This window comes from Nonomuraea guangzhouensis (assembly GCF_019396345.1).
Lineage (GTDB): Bacteria > Actinomycetota > Actinomycetes > Streptosporangiales > Streptosporangiaceae > Nonomuraea > Nonomuraea guangzhouensis.
In genome coordinates, this window is record NZ_JAHKRM010000012.1 from 276,130 (window position 1) to 292,080 (window position 15,951).

13 protein-coding genes are annotated in these 15,951 nt (G+C 70.8%); 6 read left to right on the plus strand and 7 right to left on the minus strand.

Annotated features, from left to right (window positions below; genetic code table 11):
• Positions 1-12 precede the first annotated feature (12 nt).
• The 5 genes from KME78_RS25940 to KME78_RS25960 all read left to right on the plus strand — a co-directional run bounded on the left by KME78_RS25940 (position 13) and on the right by KME78_RS25960 (position 8,120).
• A complete protein-coding gene (locus KME78_RS25940) occupies positions 13-1,074 on the plus strand; it encodes a quaternary amine ABC transporter ATP-binding protein (protein WP_219531937.1) in 1,062 nt (353 codons plus the stop codon).
• On the plus strand, positions 1,071-3,140 hold the full coding sequence (locus KME78_RS25945) for an ABC transporter permease subunit (RefSeq protein WP_219531938.1): 2,070 nt from the start codon (positions 1,071-1,073) through the stop codon (positions 3,138-3,140). Before KME78_RS25940 ends, KME78_RS25945 begins: the two co-directional genes overlap by 4 nt.
• Before the next feature lie 46 nt (positions 3,141-3,186).
• Entirely contained in the window at positions 3,187-4,173 is a 987-nt protein-coding gene (locus tag KME78_RS25950; protein ID WP_308127135.1) for an ABC transporter substrate-binding protein, read from the plus strand.
• Positions 4,174-4,369: 196 nt separating this feature from the next.
• Complete coding sequence (locus KME78_RS25955) at positions 4,370-6,772, plus strand: GcvT family protein (protein ID WP_219531939.1); 2,403 nt, start codon at positions 4,370-4,372, stop codon at positions 6,770-6,772.
• A 52-nt stretch (positions 6,773-6,824) separates the two neighbouring features.
• Positions 6,825-8,120, plus strand: coding sequence for an MFS transporter (locus tag KME78_RS25960; RefSeq protein WP_219531940.1), 1,296 nt, complete (start codon positions 6,825-6,827; stop codon positions 8,118-8,120).
• A 75-nt stretch (positions 8,121-8,195) separates the two neighbouring features.
• Here KME78_RS25960 and KME78_RS25965 read toward each other — a convergent pair whose 3' ends face one another.
• From KME78_RS25965 to KME78_RS25980, 4 genes are all read right to left on the minus strand, one after another.
• Entirely contained in the window at positions 8,196-9,059 is an 864-nt protein-coding gene (locus tag KME78_RS25965; RefSeq protein WP_246651855.1) for a CU044_5270 family protein, read from the minus strand.
• Positions 9,056-9,562 (minus strand): RNA polymerase sigma factor, encoded by a 507-nt coding sequence (locus KME78_RS25970; RefSeq protein WP_308127136.1) that lies wholly within the window; start codon positions 9,560-9,562, stop codon positions 9,056-9,058. The genes KME78_RS25965 and KME78_RS25970 overlap by 4 nt, the downstream gene beginning before the upstream one ends.
• A 114-nt stretch (positions 9,563-9,676) precedes the next feature.
• Positions 9,677-10,249 carry an ArsR/SmtB family transcription factor gene (locus KME78_RS25975; RefSeq protein ID WP_219531941.1) on the minus strand — a complete coding sequence of 191 codons (573 nt, stop codon included), beginning with the start codon at positions 10,247-10,249 and terminating at the stop codon, positions 9,677-9,679.
• Positions 10,250-10,328: 79 nt separating this feature from the next.
• The gene (locus KME78_RS25980) at positions 10,329-11,861 is read right to left on the minus strand and encodes a DUF1349 domain-containing protein (RefSeq protein WP_219531942.1); all 1,533 of its coding nucleotides are present in this window, start codon (positions 11,859-11,861) and stop codon (positions 10,329-10,331) included.
• Between the two features lie 151 nt (positions 11,862-12,012).
• Between KME78_RS25980 and KME78_RS25985 the strand changes: the two genes are divergently transcribed.
• A complete protein-coding gene (locus tag KME78_RS25985) occupies positions 12,013-12,675 on the plus strand; it encodes a response regulator transcription factor (protein WP_219531943.1) in 663 nt (220 codons plus the stop codon).
• Positions 12,676-12,687: 12 nt separating this feature from the next.
• On the opposite strand, the gene KME78_RS25990 is transcribed toward KME78_RS25985, so the two are convergent.
• Genes KME78_RS25990 through KME78_RS26000 form a run of 3 tightly spaced genes read right to left on the minus strand, consistent with a single transcriptional unit; the run spans position 12,688 to position 15,901 of the window.
• Positions 12,688-13,464, minus strand: a complete 777-nt coding sequence (locus tag KME78_RS25990; RefSeq protein WP_219531944.1) for an ABC transporter permease subunit — start codon at positions 13,462-13,464, stop codon at positions 12,688-12,690.
• Positions 13,461-14,957: an ABC transporter permease subunit gene (locus KME78_RS25995; RefSeq protein WP_308127137.1), complete on the minus strand. Its 1,497-nt coding sequence runs from the start codon at positions 14,955-14,957 to the stop codon at positions 13,461-13,463. Before KME78_RS25995 ends, KME78_RS25990 begins: the two co-directional genes overlap by 4 nt.
• Positions 14,954-15,901, minus strand: coding sequence for an ATP-binding cassette domain-containing protein (locus tag KME78_RS26000; protein ID WP_219531945.1), 948 nt, complete (start codon positions 15,899-15,901; stop codon positions 14,954-14,956). The genes KME78_RS25995 and KME78_RS26000 overlap by 4 nt, the downstream gene beginning before the upstream one ends.
• Positions 15,902-15,951 lie beyond the last annotated feature (50 nt).

The window sequence follows — 15,951 nt, forward strand, 5'->3', positions numbered from 1 at the left end:
CAAGAGGTGGTCATGACTGTGCCGTCAGTGGCCGAACGTAGTGCGACCGACATCGACGCCCCTCCCATCCTCGCCGTACGCGGCCTGTGGAAGGTGTTCGGCCCCAAGGCCGAGAGCGTCGTCGGCAGCACGCTCACCCGCGATGAGCTCAAGCAGCAGAGCGGCTGCGTCGCCGCCGTCCGCGACGTCTCCTTCGAGGTGCGGCGGGGCGAGGTGTTCGTCGTCATGGGCCTGTCCGGTTCGGGCAAGTCCACCCTGGTCCGCTGCCTGACCCGGCTGATCGAACCCACGGCGGGCGAGATCCTGCTGGACGGCGAGGACGTGCGCACGGCCGACGACCGCAGCCTGCGCGAGCTGCGCAGGCACCGCATGGCCATGGTCTTCCAGCACTTCGGGCTGCTGCCGCACCGGTGCGTCCTGCACAACGTCGCCTTCGGGCTGGAGATCCGCGGGGTCGGCAAGCGGGAGCGCTACACGCGGGCCCGCGAGGTGATCGGGCTCGTCGGCCTCGACGGCTTCGAGGACTCCTACCCGGACCAGCTCTCCGGCGGCATGCAGCAGCGGGTGGGCCTGGCGCGGGCGCTCGCGGCCGACCCCGAGGTGCTCCTGTTCGACGAGCCGTTCTCCGCGCTGGACCCGCTGATCCGGCGCGAGATGCAGAACGAGGTCATCCGGCTGCACCACGAGGTCGGCAAGACCATGATCTTCATCACCCACGATCTCAGCGAGGCGCTCAAGCTGGGCGACCGGATCCTCATCATGCGCGACGGCGAGCTCGTCCAGGTGGGTACGCCCGACCAGGTGGTGGGCGCGCCGGCCGACGACTACGTCAGGGACTTCGTCAGTGACATCCCGCGCTCGCACGTGCTGACGCTCCGCTGGATCATGCGCCCGGCCCAGCCCGACGAGCCCCTCGACGGTCCCGCGCTCGGCCCCGACGTGGTCATCAGGGACGCCGTGCACGCCGTGCTCTCGGCCGAGCGGCCGGTGCGCGTGATGGACGGGGAGACGCTGCTCGGCGTGGTCACCAGCGCGGAGATCCTCGAAGTGATCGCCGGAGGGCCGCAGGCATGACCGGACGCGGTGAGGCCGTCAAGAGCAGCGGCACCGTGGCCATGAGGCCGGCGAAAGGAGGCCTCAGGACCACGATGTCCGGGGTGGCGGCGCGAGTGGCGGCGAGGCTGCCGGCCCGCGGCTACCTGGTGGCGGCGGCGCTCGCGGTGTGGGTGCTGGGCTGGGCGATACTCCGCGGGCGGGACACGCTGGCGCTCGGCGGCGCGGAGCTGACCCCCCTGCACGGCGGACTGAACACCGGCATGGACGCCATCGACGACAGCCGCAACAGCAACCCGTTCTTCCTCTACTTCATCAACTACATCCGGCTCTTCATCGACGAGGCCGTCCGGTTCGTCCAGGCCCTGATCAGCCAGCCGTCCTTCGACCGGCCGGTGCCGGTGCTCGGCTGGCTCGGCGTGACCGGCCTGGCGAGCGCCATCGCCCTGCTGTACGGCAACCGGAAAGTGGCGCTGCTCACCGCCGCCGGATTCCTCTCCTTCGGCGTCCTCGGCCTCTGGCAGGAGAGCATGGACACGCTGGCGCTCACGCTGACCGCCGTGGCGCTGTCGCTGGCCGTGGGCATCCCGCTCGGGGTGTGGGCCGGGCTGAGCGACCGGTTCCACCGGCTGGTGACCCCGGTGCTGGACTTCATGCAGACCATGCCGACCTTCGTCTACCTGGCGCCGCTCACGCTGTTCTTCCTGATCGGCCCGGCCAGCGCGACGGTCGCCACGATGATCTACGCGATCCCGCCGGCCATCCGGATCACCGCGCTCGGCATCCGGCAGGTCTCGCCCGAGACGCTGGAGGCCGGCACGTCGCTGGGTGCCACGCCCGCCCAGGAGCTGCGGCTCGTACTGCTCCCCATGGCCAAGCAGACGATCATCGTCGGGGTGAACCAGACCATCATGGCCGCCCTGTCCATGGCCACCATCGCGGCGCTCATCGACGCCCCCGGCCTGGGCCAGACGGTCCTGAAGGCGCTGCAGACGCTCGACGTGGGCACCGCGTTCAACGCCGGGCTGGCCATCGTCATCATGGCCGTGGTGCTCGACCGGGTGACCTCGGCGGCCAGCCGCCGCGTGGAGGTCGCGCGCCGGGCCGGGCGGCTGCGCACCACGCGGGGGCGCCGCGTCGAGGTGGCAGGCGTGCTCGGGGTCGCCGCCGTGCTCGGCTACCTGTCCTACACCTACATCTGGGCGGCGGAGTTCCCCGCCGACGCCAACCTCGGCTCGTACGTACGCCGCGCGGCCGACGCGGCGAGCGCGTGGGTGCAGGACAACCTGGTCACCTACACGAACGCGCTGAAGAACCTGCTCACCAACGCGCTGCTCAACCCCTTCGAGAAGCTGCTGACCGGCTCGCCCTGGTGGCTGGTCGCCGTCGTGGCGGTCGTCATCGTCCTGCTGGTGGGCAGCGTGCGGGCCGCGCTGGTCGCCACGACCGGGCTGCTGCTGCTGGTGCTGCTCGGGCTCTGGCAGGACAGCATGGTCACGCTGGCCTCGACGCTCGTCGCCACGGTCCTGGTCATGCTGCTGGGCGTGGTCATCGGGGTGTGGATGGGCCGCAGCGACCGGGTCGACACCCTGCTCCGTCCCGTGCTGGACGCCGGCCAGACCATGCCGGCCTTCGTCTACCTGGTGCCCATCCTCGGCCTGTTCGGGCCGACGCGGTTCACCGCGATCATCGCGGCCGTGGTGTTCGCCGCGCCGGTCGCGATCAAGCTGGTCGCGGAGGGCATCAGGGGTGTTTCGGCCACCACCGTCGAGGCGGCGACCTCGGCGGGGGCCAGCACCTGGCAGCTCATCTCCAAGGTGCAGCTGCCGATGGCCCGCGCCGCCGTGACTCTGGCGACGAGCCAAGGGCTGATCTACGTGCTCTCCATGGTGGTCGTCGGCGGTCTGGTCGGCGCGGGGGCGCTCGGCTACGACGTCGTCGCCGGGTTCTCGCAGCACGAGCTGCGAGGCAAGGGGCTGGCCGCCGGGCTCGCGATCGTCGCGCTCGGCATCGTGCTCGACCGCGTCACGCGGGCCGCCACCGAGCGGGCGGACGCCGCCGCGCACGGCGGGCTTCATCAGAGATGAACGTTTACCGGCCGGTTCAGGCCGGCGGAACTTACAGGAGGACCAGGTGTCAGTAACCAGGAGTGGAAAGGTCCGGGCCGTCGTGCTCGTGACCGGCGCCGGCCTCCTGCTCACCGCGTGCGGAGGAGCGAAGGTCGGGCAGGTTGATACCGCCGCGAGCAGCAGTGCCGGCGGTGCGAAGAGCTGCGGCACCGTCAATCTCGCGGTGAACCCGTGGGTGGGCTACGAGGCCAACGCGGCGGTGATCGCGCAGGTGGCCGAGAAACAGCTCGGTTGCAAGGTGGTCAAGAAGGACCTGAAGGAGGAGGTTGCCTGGCAGGGCTTCGCCACCGGTGAGGTCGACGCCGTCGTGGAGAACTGGGCCCACGACGATCTCAAGAAGAAGTACATCGACGACCAGAAGGTCGCGGTGAACGCCGGGCCGACCGGCAACAAGGGCGTCATCGGCTGGTACGTGGCGCCGTGGATGGCCAAGAAATACCCGGACATCACCGACTGGAAGAACCTCAACAAGTACGCCTCACTCTTCAAGACCTCCGAATCCGACGGCAAGGGCCAGTTCCTCGACGGCGACCCGTCGTTCGTCACCAACGACGCCGCCCTGGTGAAGAACCTCAAGCTCGACTACAAGGTGGTGTACGCGGGCAGCGAGACCGCGCTCATCACCGCCTTCCGCCAGTCGGAGAAGCAGCAGCAGCCGATCCTCGGCTACTTCTACGAGCCGCAGTGGTTCCTGTCGGAGCTCAGGCTGGTCAAGGTCAACCTGCCTGCCTACACCAAGGGCTGCGACGCCGACGCGGCCAAGGTGGCGTGCGACTACCCGCCGTACGAGCTGGACAAGATCGTGAGCAAGAAGTTCGCCGACTCCGGCAGTCCCGCGTACACGCTGGTCAAGAACTTCACCTGGACGAACGACGACCAGAACCTCGTGGCCAAGTACATCGCCGAGGACAAGATGACGGCCGATGAGGCGGCCGCCAAGTGGGTGGCCGACAACCCCGACAAGGTCAAGGCCTGGCTGCCCGCCGGCTGAGGTAAATCCGCATGCGCCCGGCCCGGTCGTCGTTCGGCGATCGGGCCGGGCGCATGCGCGTCCGGAGGGGGTGGGCGACCAGGTTGGAAACCGTAAGGAATAAGGCGCGACGCACTCTTGACACCCCGAACGCGGAGAGCGACGCTTGTTGCGGAAAGTGCGGTTGGTTGCATATTAGGCAACAACGGAGGTGGCTATGACGGGCCCGAGCGTCGTCATCATCGGCGCGGGTGTGGTCGGCGCGGCTCTGGCCGACGAGCTGTCCGCCCGCGGCTGGACCGGCGTCACAGTCGTCGATCAGGGAGACGTGCCCGCCACCGGCGGTTCCTCCTCCCATGCCCCAGGTCTGGTGTTCCAGATCAACGGATCGAAGACCATGACCGAGATGGCCCGCTACACCGTCGAGAAGTTCGTCGAGCTCGACAGCTTCCTCCAGGTGGGCGGGCTCGAGGTGGCCACCACCCCCGAGCGGCTCGCCGAGCTGCGGCGCCGCCACGGCTGGGCCACCTCCTGGGGGATCGAGGCCCACCTGCTCTCGCCGGAGGAGAGCGTGGCCAAGCACTCCCTCCTCGACCGCGACAAGGTGCTCGGCGGCCTGTTCATCCCCACCGACGGGCTGGCCAAGGCGGTCAAGGCGGTCGACGCGCAGCTCGCGCGGGCACAGGAGCGCGGCGTGCGGGTGCTCGCCAGGCACGAGGTGCTGGACATCAGGAGCGAGGGCGGCCGGGTCAGCGCGGTGGTGACCGACCGGGGCGAGATCTCCGCCGACATCGTGGTGTGCTGCGCCGGGATCTGGGGCCCGCGGGTCGCCCGCATGGCCGGGATGGAGCTGCCGCTCACCCCGCTCGCCCACCAGCTGGCCTGGACCGGGCAGGTCCCCGACCTGGCGGGCCAGACCGTCGAGGCCTCCCGGCCGATCCTCCGCCACCAGGACGCCGACCTGTACTACCGCGAGCGCTACGACACGCTCGGCATCGGCTACTACGGTCACCGGCCCATGCCGATCAGCTCCGACGACATCCTGTCCGTCGAGGCCGCCGAGGTGATGCCGTCCGTGCTCACCTTCACCCCCGACGACTTCGCCGAAGCCTGGACGCAGACCCGGGACCTGCTCCCGTCCACCCGCTCGGCCAAGGTGGAGGACGGCATCAACGGGCTGTTCTCCTTCACCAGCGACCACCTGCCGCTGATGGGCGAGTCTCGCGAGGTCGAGGGCTTCTGGGTGGCCGAGGCCGTCTGGGTCACCCACTCCGCCGGAGTCGGCCGGGCGATGGCCGAATGGCTGGTCGACGGCCAGTGCACGACGTTCGACCTGCATGAGTGCGACGTCAACCGGTTCGAGCCGCACCAGCTCGCGCCCGACTACGTGCGGGCCCGCGGCTGCCAGAACTACGTCGAGGTCTATGACATCATCCACCCGCTCCAGCCGATGGAGGAGCCCCGCCCGCTGCGTACCAGCCCGTTCCACCCCCGGCAGCGGGAGCTCGGCGCGGCCTTCCTGGAGGCGTCGGGCTGGGAGCGCCCGCAGTGGTACGACGCCAACGCCCCGCTGCTGCAGGGCCGCGACATCCCCACGCCGGGAGACTGGGCGGCGCGGTACTGGTCGCCCATCGTCGGCGCGGAGGCCCAGGCCACCCGCGAGAGCGTCGCCATGTACGACATGACCGCGCTCAAGCGCCTGGAGGTCAGCGGCCCGGGAGCCGTCGCCTTCCTGCAGCGCCTCACCACCGGCAACGTGGACAAGTCTGTCGGCTCCGTGACGTACTGCCTGCTGCTCAACGCCGACGGCGGCATCCGCAGCGACGTCACCGTGGCCCGCCTCGGCCCGCAGGAGTTCCAGGTCGGTGCCAACGGCAACCTCGACCTCGACTGGTTCGACCGGCACCGGCCCGCCGACGTGTTCATCCGGGACCTCACCCCGGGAACCTGCTGCATCGGCCTGTGGGGGCCCAGGGCCCGCGACCTCGTCCAGCCGCTGACCACCGCCGACCTGACCGCGCTGCGCTACTTCCGCGGCACCCGCGCCTACCTCGGCAACGTGCCGGTCACCATGCTCCGCCTGTCCTACGTCGGCGAGCTCGGCTGGGAGATCTACACCACCGCGGACATGGGCCTCAAGCTGTGGGACACCCTGTGGGAGGCGGGCCAGGACCACGGCGTCATCGCCGCCGGCCGGGGCGCCTTCACCAGCCTGCGCCTGGAGAAGGGCTACCGCTCCTTCGGCACCGACATGACCTTCGAGCACGACCCGTACGAGGCGGGTGTCGGGTTCGCCGTCAAGCTGGACAAGGGCGACTTCATCGGCCGCGAGGCGCTGCTCGCCCGCAAGGAGTCGGTCGGCCGCCGCCTCGCCTGCCTGCTCACCGACGAGGTCGTCATGGGCCGGGAGCCGGTGTACGACGGCGAGCGGCCGGTCGGCTACGTCACCAGCGCCGCCTACGGATACACGATCGGCAGAGGGATCGCCTACGCGTGGCTGCCCGCCGCGCTCGCCGACCCCGGCCAGGCCGTCCAGGTCGGCTACTTCGACCGGCGGGTGGACGCCGTCGTGGCCGAGGAGCCCCTGTTCGACCCGGCGATGACCCGGCTGCGCGGTTAGGAGACGACACACCCCCGTACGGCCCGGCAGCTTGTCGTGTTAGTTTTTATACGTGTATAGAAACTCGTGGGTCGTAGGGGTGCTCGCGTTCGCGGTGGCCGTGGGAACTCTCCAGATGACCGTCGTCGTGCCACTGTTACCCGGCCTCGGACAGCAGCTCCACGCCCCGTCCACCACCGTCTCGTGGACGCTCACCGCCGGGCTGCTGTCCGGCGCGGTCTCGATACCGCTGCTGTCGCGGCTCGGCGACATGTACGGCCGGCGCACGGTGTCCCTGGTCGCCCTAGGGCTGCTCGTCGCCGGTTCGGCGCTCGGCGCCCTGGCGGGCACGCTGCCGCTGCTCATCATCGGCCGGGTGCTGCAGGGCACGGCCGCGCCGCTGCTCCCGCTGGCCATGGGCCTGGTCAGGCAGGTGGTGCCCGGCAACCGGCTGCCGAGCGCGATCGGGGTGCTCAGCGCCACCATCGGCGTCGGGAGCGGCGGCGGCATGATCCTCGCCGGGCTGCTGGACGGGAACCACCGGACGGTGTTCTGGACGCTGACCGGGCTGGCCGCCCTGAGCTTCGTCCTGGTGGCGGCCGTTGTGCGGGAGGCACCCGCGCGCGGATCAGGACGGCCGGACCTGATCGGGGCGGCGCTGGTCGCGGTGTGGCTCGTCTGCCTGCTGCTGGCCATCACCAAGGGCGGGGCCTGGGGCTGGACCTCGCCGCCGACGCTGGGCCTGTTCGCCGCAGCGGTGGTGGTGGCGGTGGTGTGGGTCGTGACCGCCCGCCGTACCGCGTCGCCGTTGATCGAGATCCCCATGCTGCTGCACCGGGGGACGGTGGGGGCGACCGTGGCATCGTTCCTGCTGGGGTTCGCGCTGTTCGCCGCCATCACGACGGTGTCGGCAGTGGCCCAGGGCGCGCTCGGGGCCTCGGTGCTGCAGGTCGGGATCTACCTGCTGCCGACGACGGTGCTGATGCTCGTCGTCTCGGTGCTCGCGGGCCCCCTGATGCGCCGGTTCACCGCATCCACGCTCGTGGCGGGCGGCTCCGCCCTGGTGACGGCCGCCGCCCTGTGGCTGGCGGTGTCCAGGTCGTCGAGCGCGGACCTGTACGGAGCGGCGACGCTGCTGGGACTCGGCATCGGCCTCGGCTACGCGGCGCTCGGAACGATGGCCGTCGAGCACGTGGAGCCCGCCAAGACCGCGGCGGCCGGAGGGGTGAACGCGCTGGTCAGGGTCGTGGGCAGCAGCGTGGCCGGGGCGGTGGGGGCGGCGGTGCTGTCGAGCGGGGGCGCCGGGTGGACCTTCGGCGTCGCGGCCGGCGCGGCCCTGCTGGCAGCCTTCTTCGCCTACCTTGGGTGACTCTGCTCCCGCAGGACCTCCCCGCACACCAAGACCCCGCCCGGCACGCCCGGCGGGGTCGTGGTGCAGTGGCCCCTATCGGGGAGGCTGGTCCGTCCAGCCGGCGGTGACCCAGATGAATCTGTTGCCGAACGACACGCTTCCGTCGTTGCCGGTGAGGTAATTGGCGCGCGTCACTTGAGCGGTCTCGGGATCGACGACCAACTTGACCTCCCACTCAAAATCAGGATGGGGGAACCGCAGTTCCTGCCCGCCTTCGACCGCGCCCATGCTCTCGACTCCCGGAATCGTGGCGAGCGCCCGGAACGCCGCTGAACGGACCTCTGGCGGCGTCGGCAGCTCCGAGATCAGCGTGACAAGTGAGAAGAGCGGGTCACCGCGCTGCTCAGATGCGGTCATGGCGCCGTCACGCCCCTGAAGCCCGGCGAGCCGCGCCTTCAACGCCTCGGGATCTGTCGGCAGCCTTTCGAGGTCCTCAATGCTCACTTCGGCTCCCTTGAGCCTGAGCGGGGCCGGGTCTGCTACGACGACGCCGGGAGGTTCCTCCGGCTCGCCGATGGACCAGCGCCGGCCGTCGCGCGCGGTCCAGCTCTCCCGACGCAGGTTGTCCCCGTCCCGCATCTCACGTGTGACGTGCCAATAGGTACCGGAGCCTTGGGGCGTGCGTTCCGCGCTGACAGCGGCCATGAGCAGCACCTCCCTGCCTGAGGTGGGTGCGCCGACGGGCGTGATCACGCCCGTGACGAGCACGGCGACGACCGCCGCGGCGGCGGTGGCCAGGGTGAGCGCGGGTACGAGCCACCCGGTCCGCCGCCCGCGGCCTCGCATCCTGTCCTGGAGCCGTTGAGGCCGCGGGGCGGGCAACGGACGGTCATCGTCCCCGACGATCTCCGCGCGAGCCGCCATGGCGTCGCGGAGCCGATCTTCGATGCTGTTCATGCGTTGTCTCCCAGTTCGCGAAGGAGCTTGGCCAGGGCTCGGGCGGTCATGGACCTGACGGTGCTCTGCCTGACGCGCATGACCTCGGCGATCTCGGCGTCGGACAGGTCGAGGTAGAAGCGCATCACCAGGGCCTCTCGCTGGCGCCGCGGCAGGCGGGCCAGGGCGCGCAGCACCTCCCGCCGCGACTCCCCGATCAGGGCGGCGGTCTCCGCCGAGTCGGCCAGTCCCGCGACCGGCTCGGCCCGTCGCAGCGCGACCGCCCGGCGGCGAAGGACCGACCGGGAAGCATTGAGCACGCACGTCCTGACATAAGCGATCGTCGTGACTCCCGGCCGCCACCTGTCATGAAGCCGGGCGAACACGTCCTGCACCACGTCTTCGGCCGTCTCCTGGTCGCCGACGAGCAGCACCGCGAACCGCACAAGACTGAGCCGATGCTCGCGATAGAAGGCGACCAGCTCAGCGTCAGGGGATGCGGCCGGCGAAGCGGACACCCTCACTGCCGGCTCCGCCAGCCGCAACATTTCACTGTCCATGCACTATGAACGCGCACCCCTACTGATCCGCTGCTCCGCCACGTCGAAATGATTTCGCCGATCTACGGGCCGGCTTGGTCATTCCGGTTCGGGGAGATCGAAAGGAGGACCGAGCGGGGGGTCGGTGGCCAGGTTGAGTGCGGCGGCGAGGATGGTGAGGACCTGGCTCATGGCCTCGGGCGCGAACTCGTAGTCACCACGCCGCCGCTGTTTGATCAGCCTGGCGCTCTGCAGCGCGCGCAGGTGGTGATAGAGCTGGCCACTCGTGCTCTGCTCGCCGTCTCCGCCAAGGGCTTCCTGGAGGTCGGCCCGGCTGCACCGGCCCTGCCGTACGAGTGCGCCGAGCAGCGCCAGCCGCGGCTGGCTGCCGAGAGACTCCAGGATGTCGGCGACCGGCGCCCAGTCGGCCGACATCAACTCCGCGAGAGGGAGCTCCCTGGCCCAGAACCTCTCACCGTCGGGCAGCCGTACGGCTCCGACGTAGCCGACTGTCCCGGATCCGTTGTCCTTCTCCGCCTGGCGGCGCATCTCATGGATCACCCCCATGAGGGACGGCGACTCCGGTGGGCGTCGCGGCGGGCCGGCGGGGTCGGCCAGCCCCTCCAGACGGGCGATCCGGGCCTCGAGCTCGGCGAATCTTTCCTCGCTCATCGCGCTCTCCTACGTTTTTCCATAATTACGATATAGCGTAGAAGGCTGACTTGGGCATGGCAAGGGGCCCTCCGCCCCTTCAGGTGAGCGGAGCTTTCCTGCGGTGTACGGCCATCGCCGCCCCGAGGGCGAGCGCGGCATAGGCGCAGGTCACGGCCAAACCTGCCCATGGCGGGAGCGGGTAATAGCCCCCGATCAGTGACTGGTCCACGTCCACATGCGCGTATGTGGGGACGCTCTGCGTGATCGCGAACCCGGCGGCCGGGGTGATCGCCAGCAGCCATGGCAGCACGCCCGCGGTCGCCAGCAGGTACGGCACGACGACCAGCGCGACGGCCAGCCCGATGGCGACGACGGCCCGCTTGACCAGCGCGGCCAGGCCCAGAGCCAGCACGGCGGTGACCGCGGTCAGCGCCGCGTAGCCGACGATCACCCGCAGCTCGGTGCCCAGGGTGATCGGCTGAATCGGGTTCTGGTTGGCACGCAACATCGCCAGGCCGACAGGGACCACGGCCCCCGAGGTCACCAGCCCCGCCACGAACGCGACCGCGCCGACCACCACGGCCTTTGCCGCCAGCAGCCGCGCCGTCAGCAGCCGCGCCGGCTGCGGCTCGGCCGGCGGGCCGGTCCCGATCAGCCGGCGCCGGTGTTCCGCCGTGAAGAACGTGACCGCCACCACGAGCACCAGGATCAGCCCCACGGCCCCGCCGATCAGCATGAGGTCGGCGCGCAGGCCGCCCCCCGCCGTGGCGGGCCCGATGTCACCGGTCCCGGTCACGATGAGCTTGTCGCCGGACTCGACCACCCCGCCCGGGTGATGCGGGGTCTTGCCGTCGGACTCCATGGCGACGCCGACGTCGTCGCGGCGCCACGAACCTTTCGCGCCCTGCACCGTGATCTGGTCGAAGGTGGCGGTGGCCTGCGCGAAAGCTTCCGCCATCGTCCACACCGCGCCTGGCGAGGCGGCGAACAGCCCGATCTCGGCCGTCTCCGGCAGCCCGGTCAGCTCGACCGTGCTGACCTCGGTCCACGCCTTGCCGTCGTCCGACTCGTAGCCGGTGATGGTGTCGCCCGACCTGGTCAGCCGCAGCCACTGGGGGCCGTTGTGCGGACCGCCGGGCACGTCATGGGTGAAGTTGTACTGCATCCGCACGCCGTGATAGCCGGTGAGCATGACGGCGGCGTACGGTGTGCCCTGCTTGAGGCTCTGCCTGACCAGGAGCCCGGCCTTCGCCCATGGCACCACTCCCTCCTTGACGTTACGCACCCCGGGCACGACGTCCGGCAGCCGAATCTGCCCGGTCATGTCCGACACCCGGGCGGTGATGCTGCCGTTCCCCTTGAGCGGCTGGTGCACGAAGTAGTACCTGTCGTTCACCGCCGTGCCATCGGGCCCCACCAAAGGCGCCGGGCAGGCACCCTCGCCCTTCCCGGTCACGCAGGTGGTGCGGGCGCCCCCGGCGATCAGCAGTCCGAGCGACACGGTGACCAGCACGGAGGCCGCCATAGTGATCATCCAGCCGCGCGCGGAGCGGAACCTGGTCCACTCCCCGCGCAGCGACTGGAGGAAGCTGGCCCGTTGGCCGGCTCGGTGAGGCGTGAATGAACTCATGCCGACGGTTGTACGCGGCACCCGGTCCCAGCCGGGTCGCGGCGGCTGCGACCTAGCTGGAACCGGGGGTCTGGCATCGTTGACCCATGGCACCTCGACCCGGCGGCCGGTCCGGCCGCCCCGCCCGTACGACGACCGGTGGTGAGTGGCGGTGAGGGTCCTCGTCGTCGAGGACTTCGAGGTCCTCGCCCGCTCCATCGGAACCGGGCTGCGCCGCGAGGGCATGGCTGTCGACGTCGTCCTGGACGGGACCGACGCCCTCGACCGCCTGGCCCTCACCCGCTACGACGTGGTGATCCTCGACCGCGACCTGCCCGGCGTGCACGGGGACGAGATCTGCCGGCGCCTGGCCCACGGCCGCTGCGAGACCCGTGTACTGATGCTCACCGCCTCCGGCACGATCGAGGACCGGGTCGACGGGCTCAGTCTCGGTGCCGACGACTACCTGCCCAAGCCGTTCGCGTTCGCCGAACTGGTCGCCCGCGTCCGTGCCCTGGCCCGCCGCGCCACCCCGCCGCTGCCGCCCACCCTGGCCTGCGGGGACATCACCCTCGATCCGGCCCGCCGTACCGCGTTCCGGGCCGGGCGGCGCCTTGAGCTGAGCCCCAGGGAATTCGGCCTGCTCGAATGCCTGCTCGCCGTGCCGGGCCTGGTCATCTCCGCCGAAGAGCTGCTCGAGCGGGTCTGGGACGAGGCCGCCGACCCCTTCAGCAGTGCCGTCAAGCACACCATGCACCGGTTGCGGGCCAAGCTGGGCGACCCGCCCGTGATCGAGACCATCCGCGAAGGCGGCTACCGCATCGGACCGTCCTGACCTCACGAAAGCTCAGGCGTCACGCAGCCGCAGCGCCAGCGCTCCGGCGACAAGCGCGGCAGCGGCCCAGGCGGCGAGGATGCCGAGACCTGCCCACGGGCTGACGGGCAGGTTGTGGAGATCGGTGGTGGCCTGGATGGCCAGCCCGGCGCTCATGGGCCCGATCTGCTGAAGCAGGCGCCGCCAGTGCGGATCGCCGATCGCCTGGGAGAGGATGGGGAACAGGTAGAGCAGGCCGAGGACGACCCCGATACTGGCCGCGGAGTCCCGTGCGACTGCGGCGACGCCGAGGCTGAGCAGGGCGATCAGCGCCAGGTAGAGGATCGATCCGACGGCCGCACGCAGCGTGGGCCCGTCGGCCAGGGTCAAGGGCGGGTAGCCGTGGTCAGCGGTGAAGCCGTGGCCGGGCAGGATGAGCCGCCCCGCCAGCAGCGACCCGAGAACCGCGACGGTCCCGGCCGCGGCCACGACGCCGGTGAGGGTGACGGCTTTGGCCGCGAGGACGGTGCCCCGGTGCGGCATGGCCGCCAGGGTGGTACGGATGAAGCCCGAGCCGTACTCGCGGCTGATGACCAGCACGGCCAGGATGGCGACCAGCGCCTGGCCCAGCGTGACGCCGGTGAGGCTGAGTTCGGTCGTGTCGTAGCCGCAGCCGGCGGCGCCACAGGTCATCACCGCGGTCGCCACGGCGCTCACGGCCACGGTCAGCGCGACGGTGCCGAGCAGCAGCCACAGCGAGCCGGCGACCGTCCGCATCTTCGTCCACTCCGCGTGCAGGGCCGCTCTCATGCGTCCCTCCTGCGGAGTACGACGGCTGCCACGGCCAGGCTCACCACCGCGTAACCGGCCAGGACGGCGAGCCCTGCCCACGGCGTCAGCGGGTAATAGCCGTTGTACGGCGTATAGACGCTCGTGACCTGGTGATAGGGCACCAACGTCTGCTGGACGGCGAAGGCCGCGGCCGGTGTCACCCGGGCCAGCACGTCCGACACGCCCGCGGGCAGGAACGGGATCTGGGCGAGCAGGATGTAGGGCAGCACGATGGCCGCGGCCACGCTGGTGACCGCCCCGGCACCGCGCCGGAACATGGCGCCGACGGCGAGAGCCAGGATCGAGGCGGCCGCGAGCAGGGCGGCGGTCCCGAACGCGATCCTCAGCTGGCCCGAGAACGTCACCGGCCACAGGTACACGCCGTTGGCCCGCGCGAGCCCCTCGCCGAGCGGAATCGCGACGGCCGATCCCGCCAGCCCGGCGACGAACGTGACCGCGCCCAGGACGATGGCCTTGGCCGCCAGCACCCGGCCCCGCCTCGGGCTGGCGGCCAGGGTGGCGTAGATCATGCCTTCCCGGTATTCGGCGGTGATGAACTGCGTTCCCACGACGATCACCGCGATCAGCGCGGCGAACGTGCCGGTGAGGATCTCTCCGAGGGTGCCGCCGGTGGTCAGAGCCAGGCGAACGGCGGGCGCTATGTCGCCGGAACCGCTCACCGTGAAGCGGCCGCCAGATTCCGTGAACGAACCCGAGGTGCTGGGGGATTTGTGCCCCACCTGGTCGCCTGTCCAGTTTCCACCGGCCCAGCGCCCCTGGCTACGAAGATCCCCGAAGACGGCCGTGGCCACGGTGGGGACCGTGCCCATGCCGTCCACGGAGGGCGGAGACGCGATGAACAGCCCGCCTTGCGCGGTCGCTCCGAGGCCGCTCACGTGCACGGTGCCCACCTTGGTCCAGCGCGTGCCGTCGGCGGAGGCATAGCCGGTGATCGCGTCGCCGGAGCGGTCCAGCCGCAGCCAGCGGGGAGAGATGGTGAATCCGGCCGTGTCGTTGACGTAGTTGTGCTGCATCCGTACGCCGTGGGCGCCGGTGACCATGATCGCCGCGTACGGTGATCCCTGGCGGGTGCCCCCTTTGAGGATGAGCCCGGCCTTCGCCCACGGCACGCTGCCAGGCCGCAGGTTCGCGGGACCCGTGAGGATGCTGCTCCTGAGCGCGGAGACGGAGACGGTGATGCTGCCGTTTCCGGTCAGCGGCCGGTGCACGAAGTAGAAGCTGTCGGTAACCGGTTCGCCATCGGGTCCGATCGGGACGGCCGGCGCGTCACGCTGATCGCTGCTGACCCCGGCGAGCAGGGCGACCAGCACCATCATCAGCGCCGCGGCCACCATGGCGAGCACCCACGCCCGGACGGAGCGGAACTTGGTCCACTCCGCGTGCAGCACCTGGGGGAAGCCGTCGCGCCCGGCCCGCTGGGCCGATGGCCGCCGCGTCATGGTGGGGGTCACCGCCGCACCTGCGCGGGCGTCGCGGCGCGGAACTCGACCGCCTCGCGGGTGAGCTCCAGATAGACGTCCTCCAACGAGGCGCGATGCGCTGACACCTCGGAGAACGCGACCCCGCTCTCACGCAGCAGCGTCACGACACGATCCGCGGGCAGGCCGGAGACGGTGACGGTGTCCGGGCCGATGGCCTCCACGGTCGCGCCGGCCCGCGCGAGCACCGTCATCGCCTCCGGACGGGCCATGGTGCGCAGGGCGACCCGGTTCTGGGACGCGGCCGCGATCAGGTCGGCCACGCCGGCGTCGGCGATGACCTTGCCGCGCCCGACCAGGACGAGATGATCGGCCGTGTCCTGCAACTCGCTCATCAGGTGGCTGGACGCCAGCACGGCGCGGCCCTGAGCGGCCAGTGACCGCAGGAATCCACGCATCCAGATGATGCCGTCGGGGTCCATGCCGTTGAACGGCTCATCGAGCATGATGATCGGCGGATCACCCAGCAGGGCCGCGGCGATCCCGAGCCGTTGCCGCATGCCGAGCGAGTAGCCGCCGGCCTTGCGCCGGGCCGCCGAGGCCAGGCCGACCTGCTCGATCACCTGGTCCACCCGCCGCGCCGCCAGGCCCTGTGAATGCGCCAGCCAGAGCAGGTGGTTACGGGCACTCCGGCTCGGGTGCAACGCCGCCGCGTCCAGCAGCGAACCGAGGTGGCTCAGCGGCTGCCGAAGGCTGCGGTACGGCTTCCCGTCGATCAGCGCGGTGCCCTCGTCCACCGCGTTCAGGCCCAGGATGACGCGCATCGTGGTCGACTTCCCGGCCCCGTTCGGCCCCACGAAGCCGGTCACCTGCCCCGGATGGACGGAAAAGGACATGCCGTCGAGGGCTTGGGTCGCCCCGTACCGCTTGCGCAGCCCGGCGACGACGATCCCTGGGGCGGTTGGGTGTGGTCTCATGCGGACAGGTGTACATCGCTCCTGGTTCCAGCCCGGTCTCAACTGCCGCG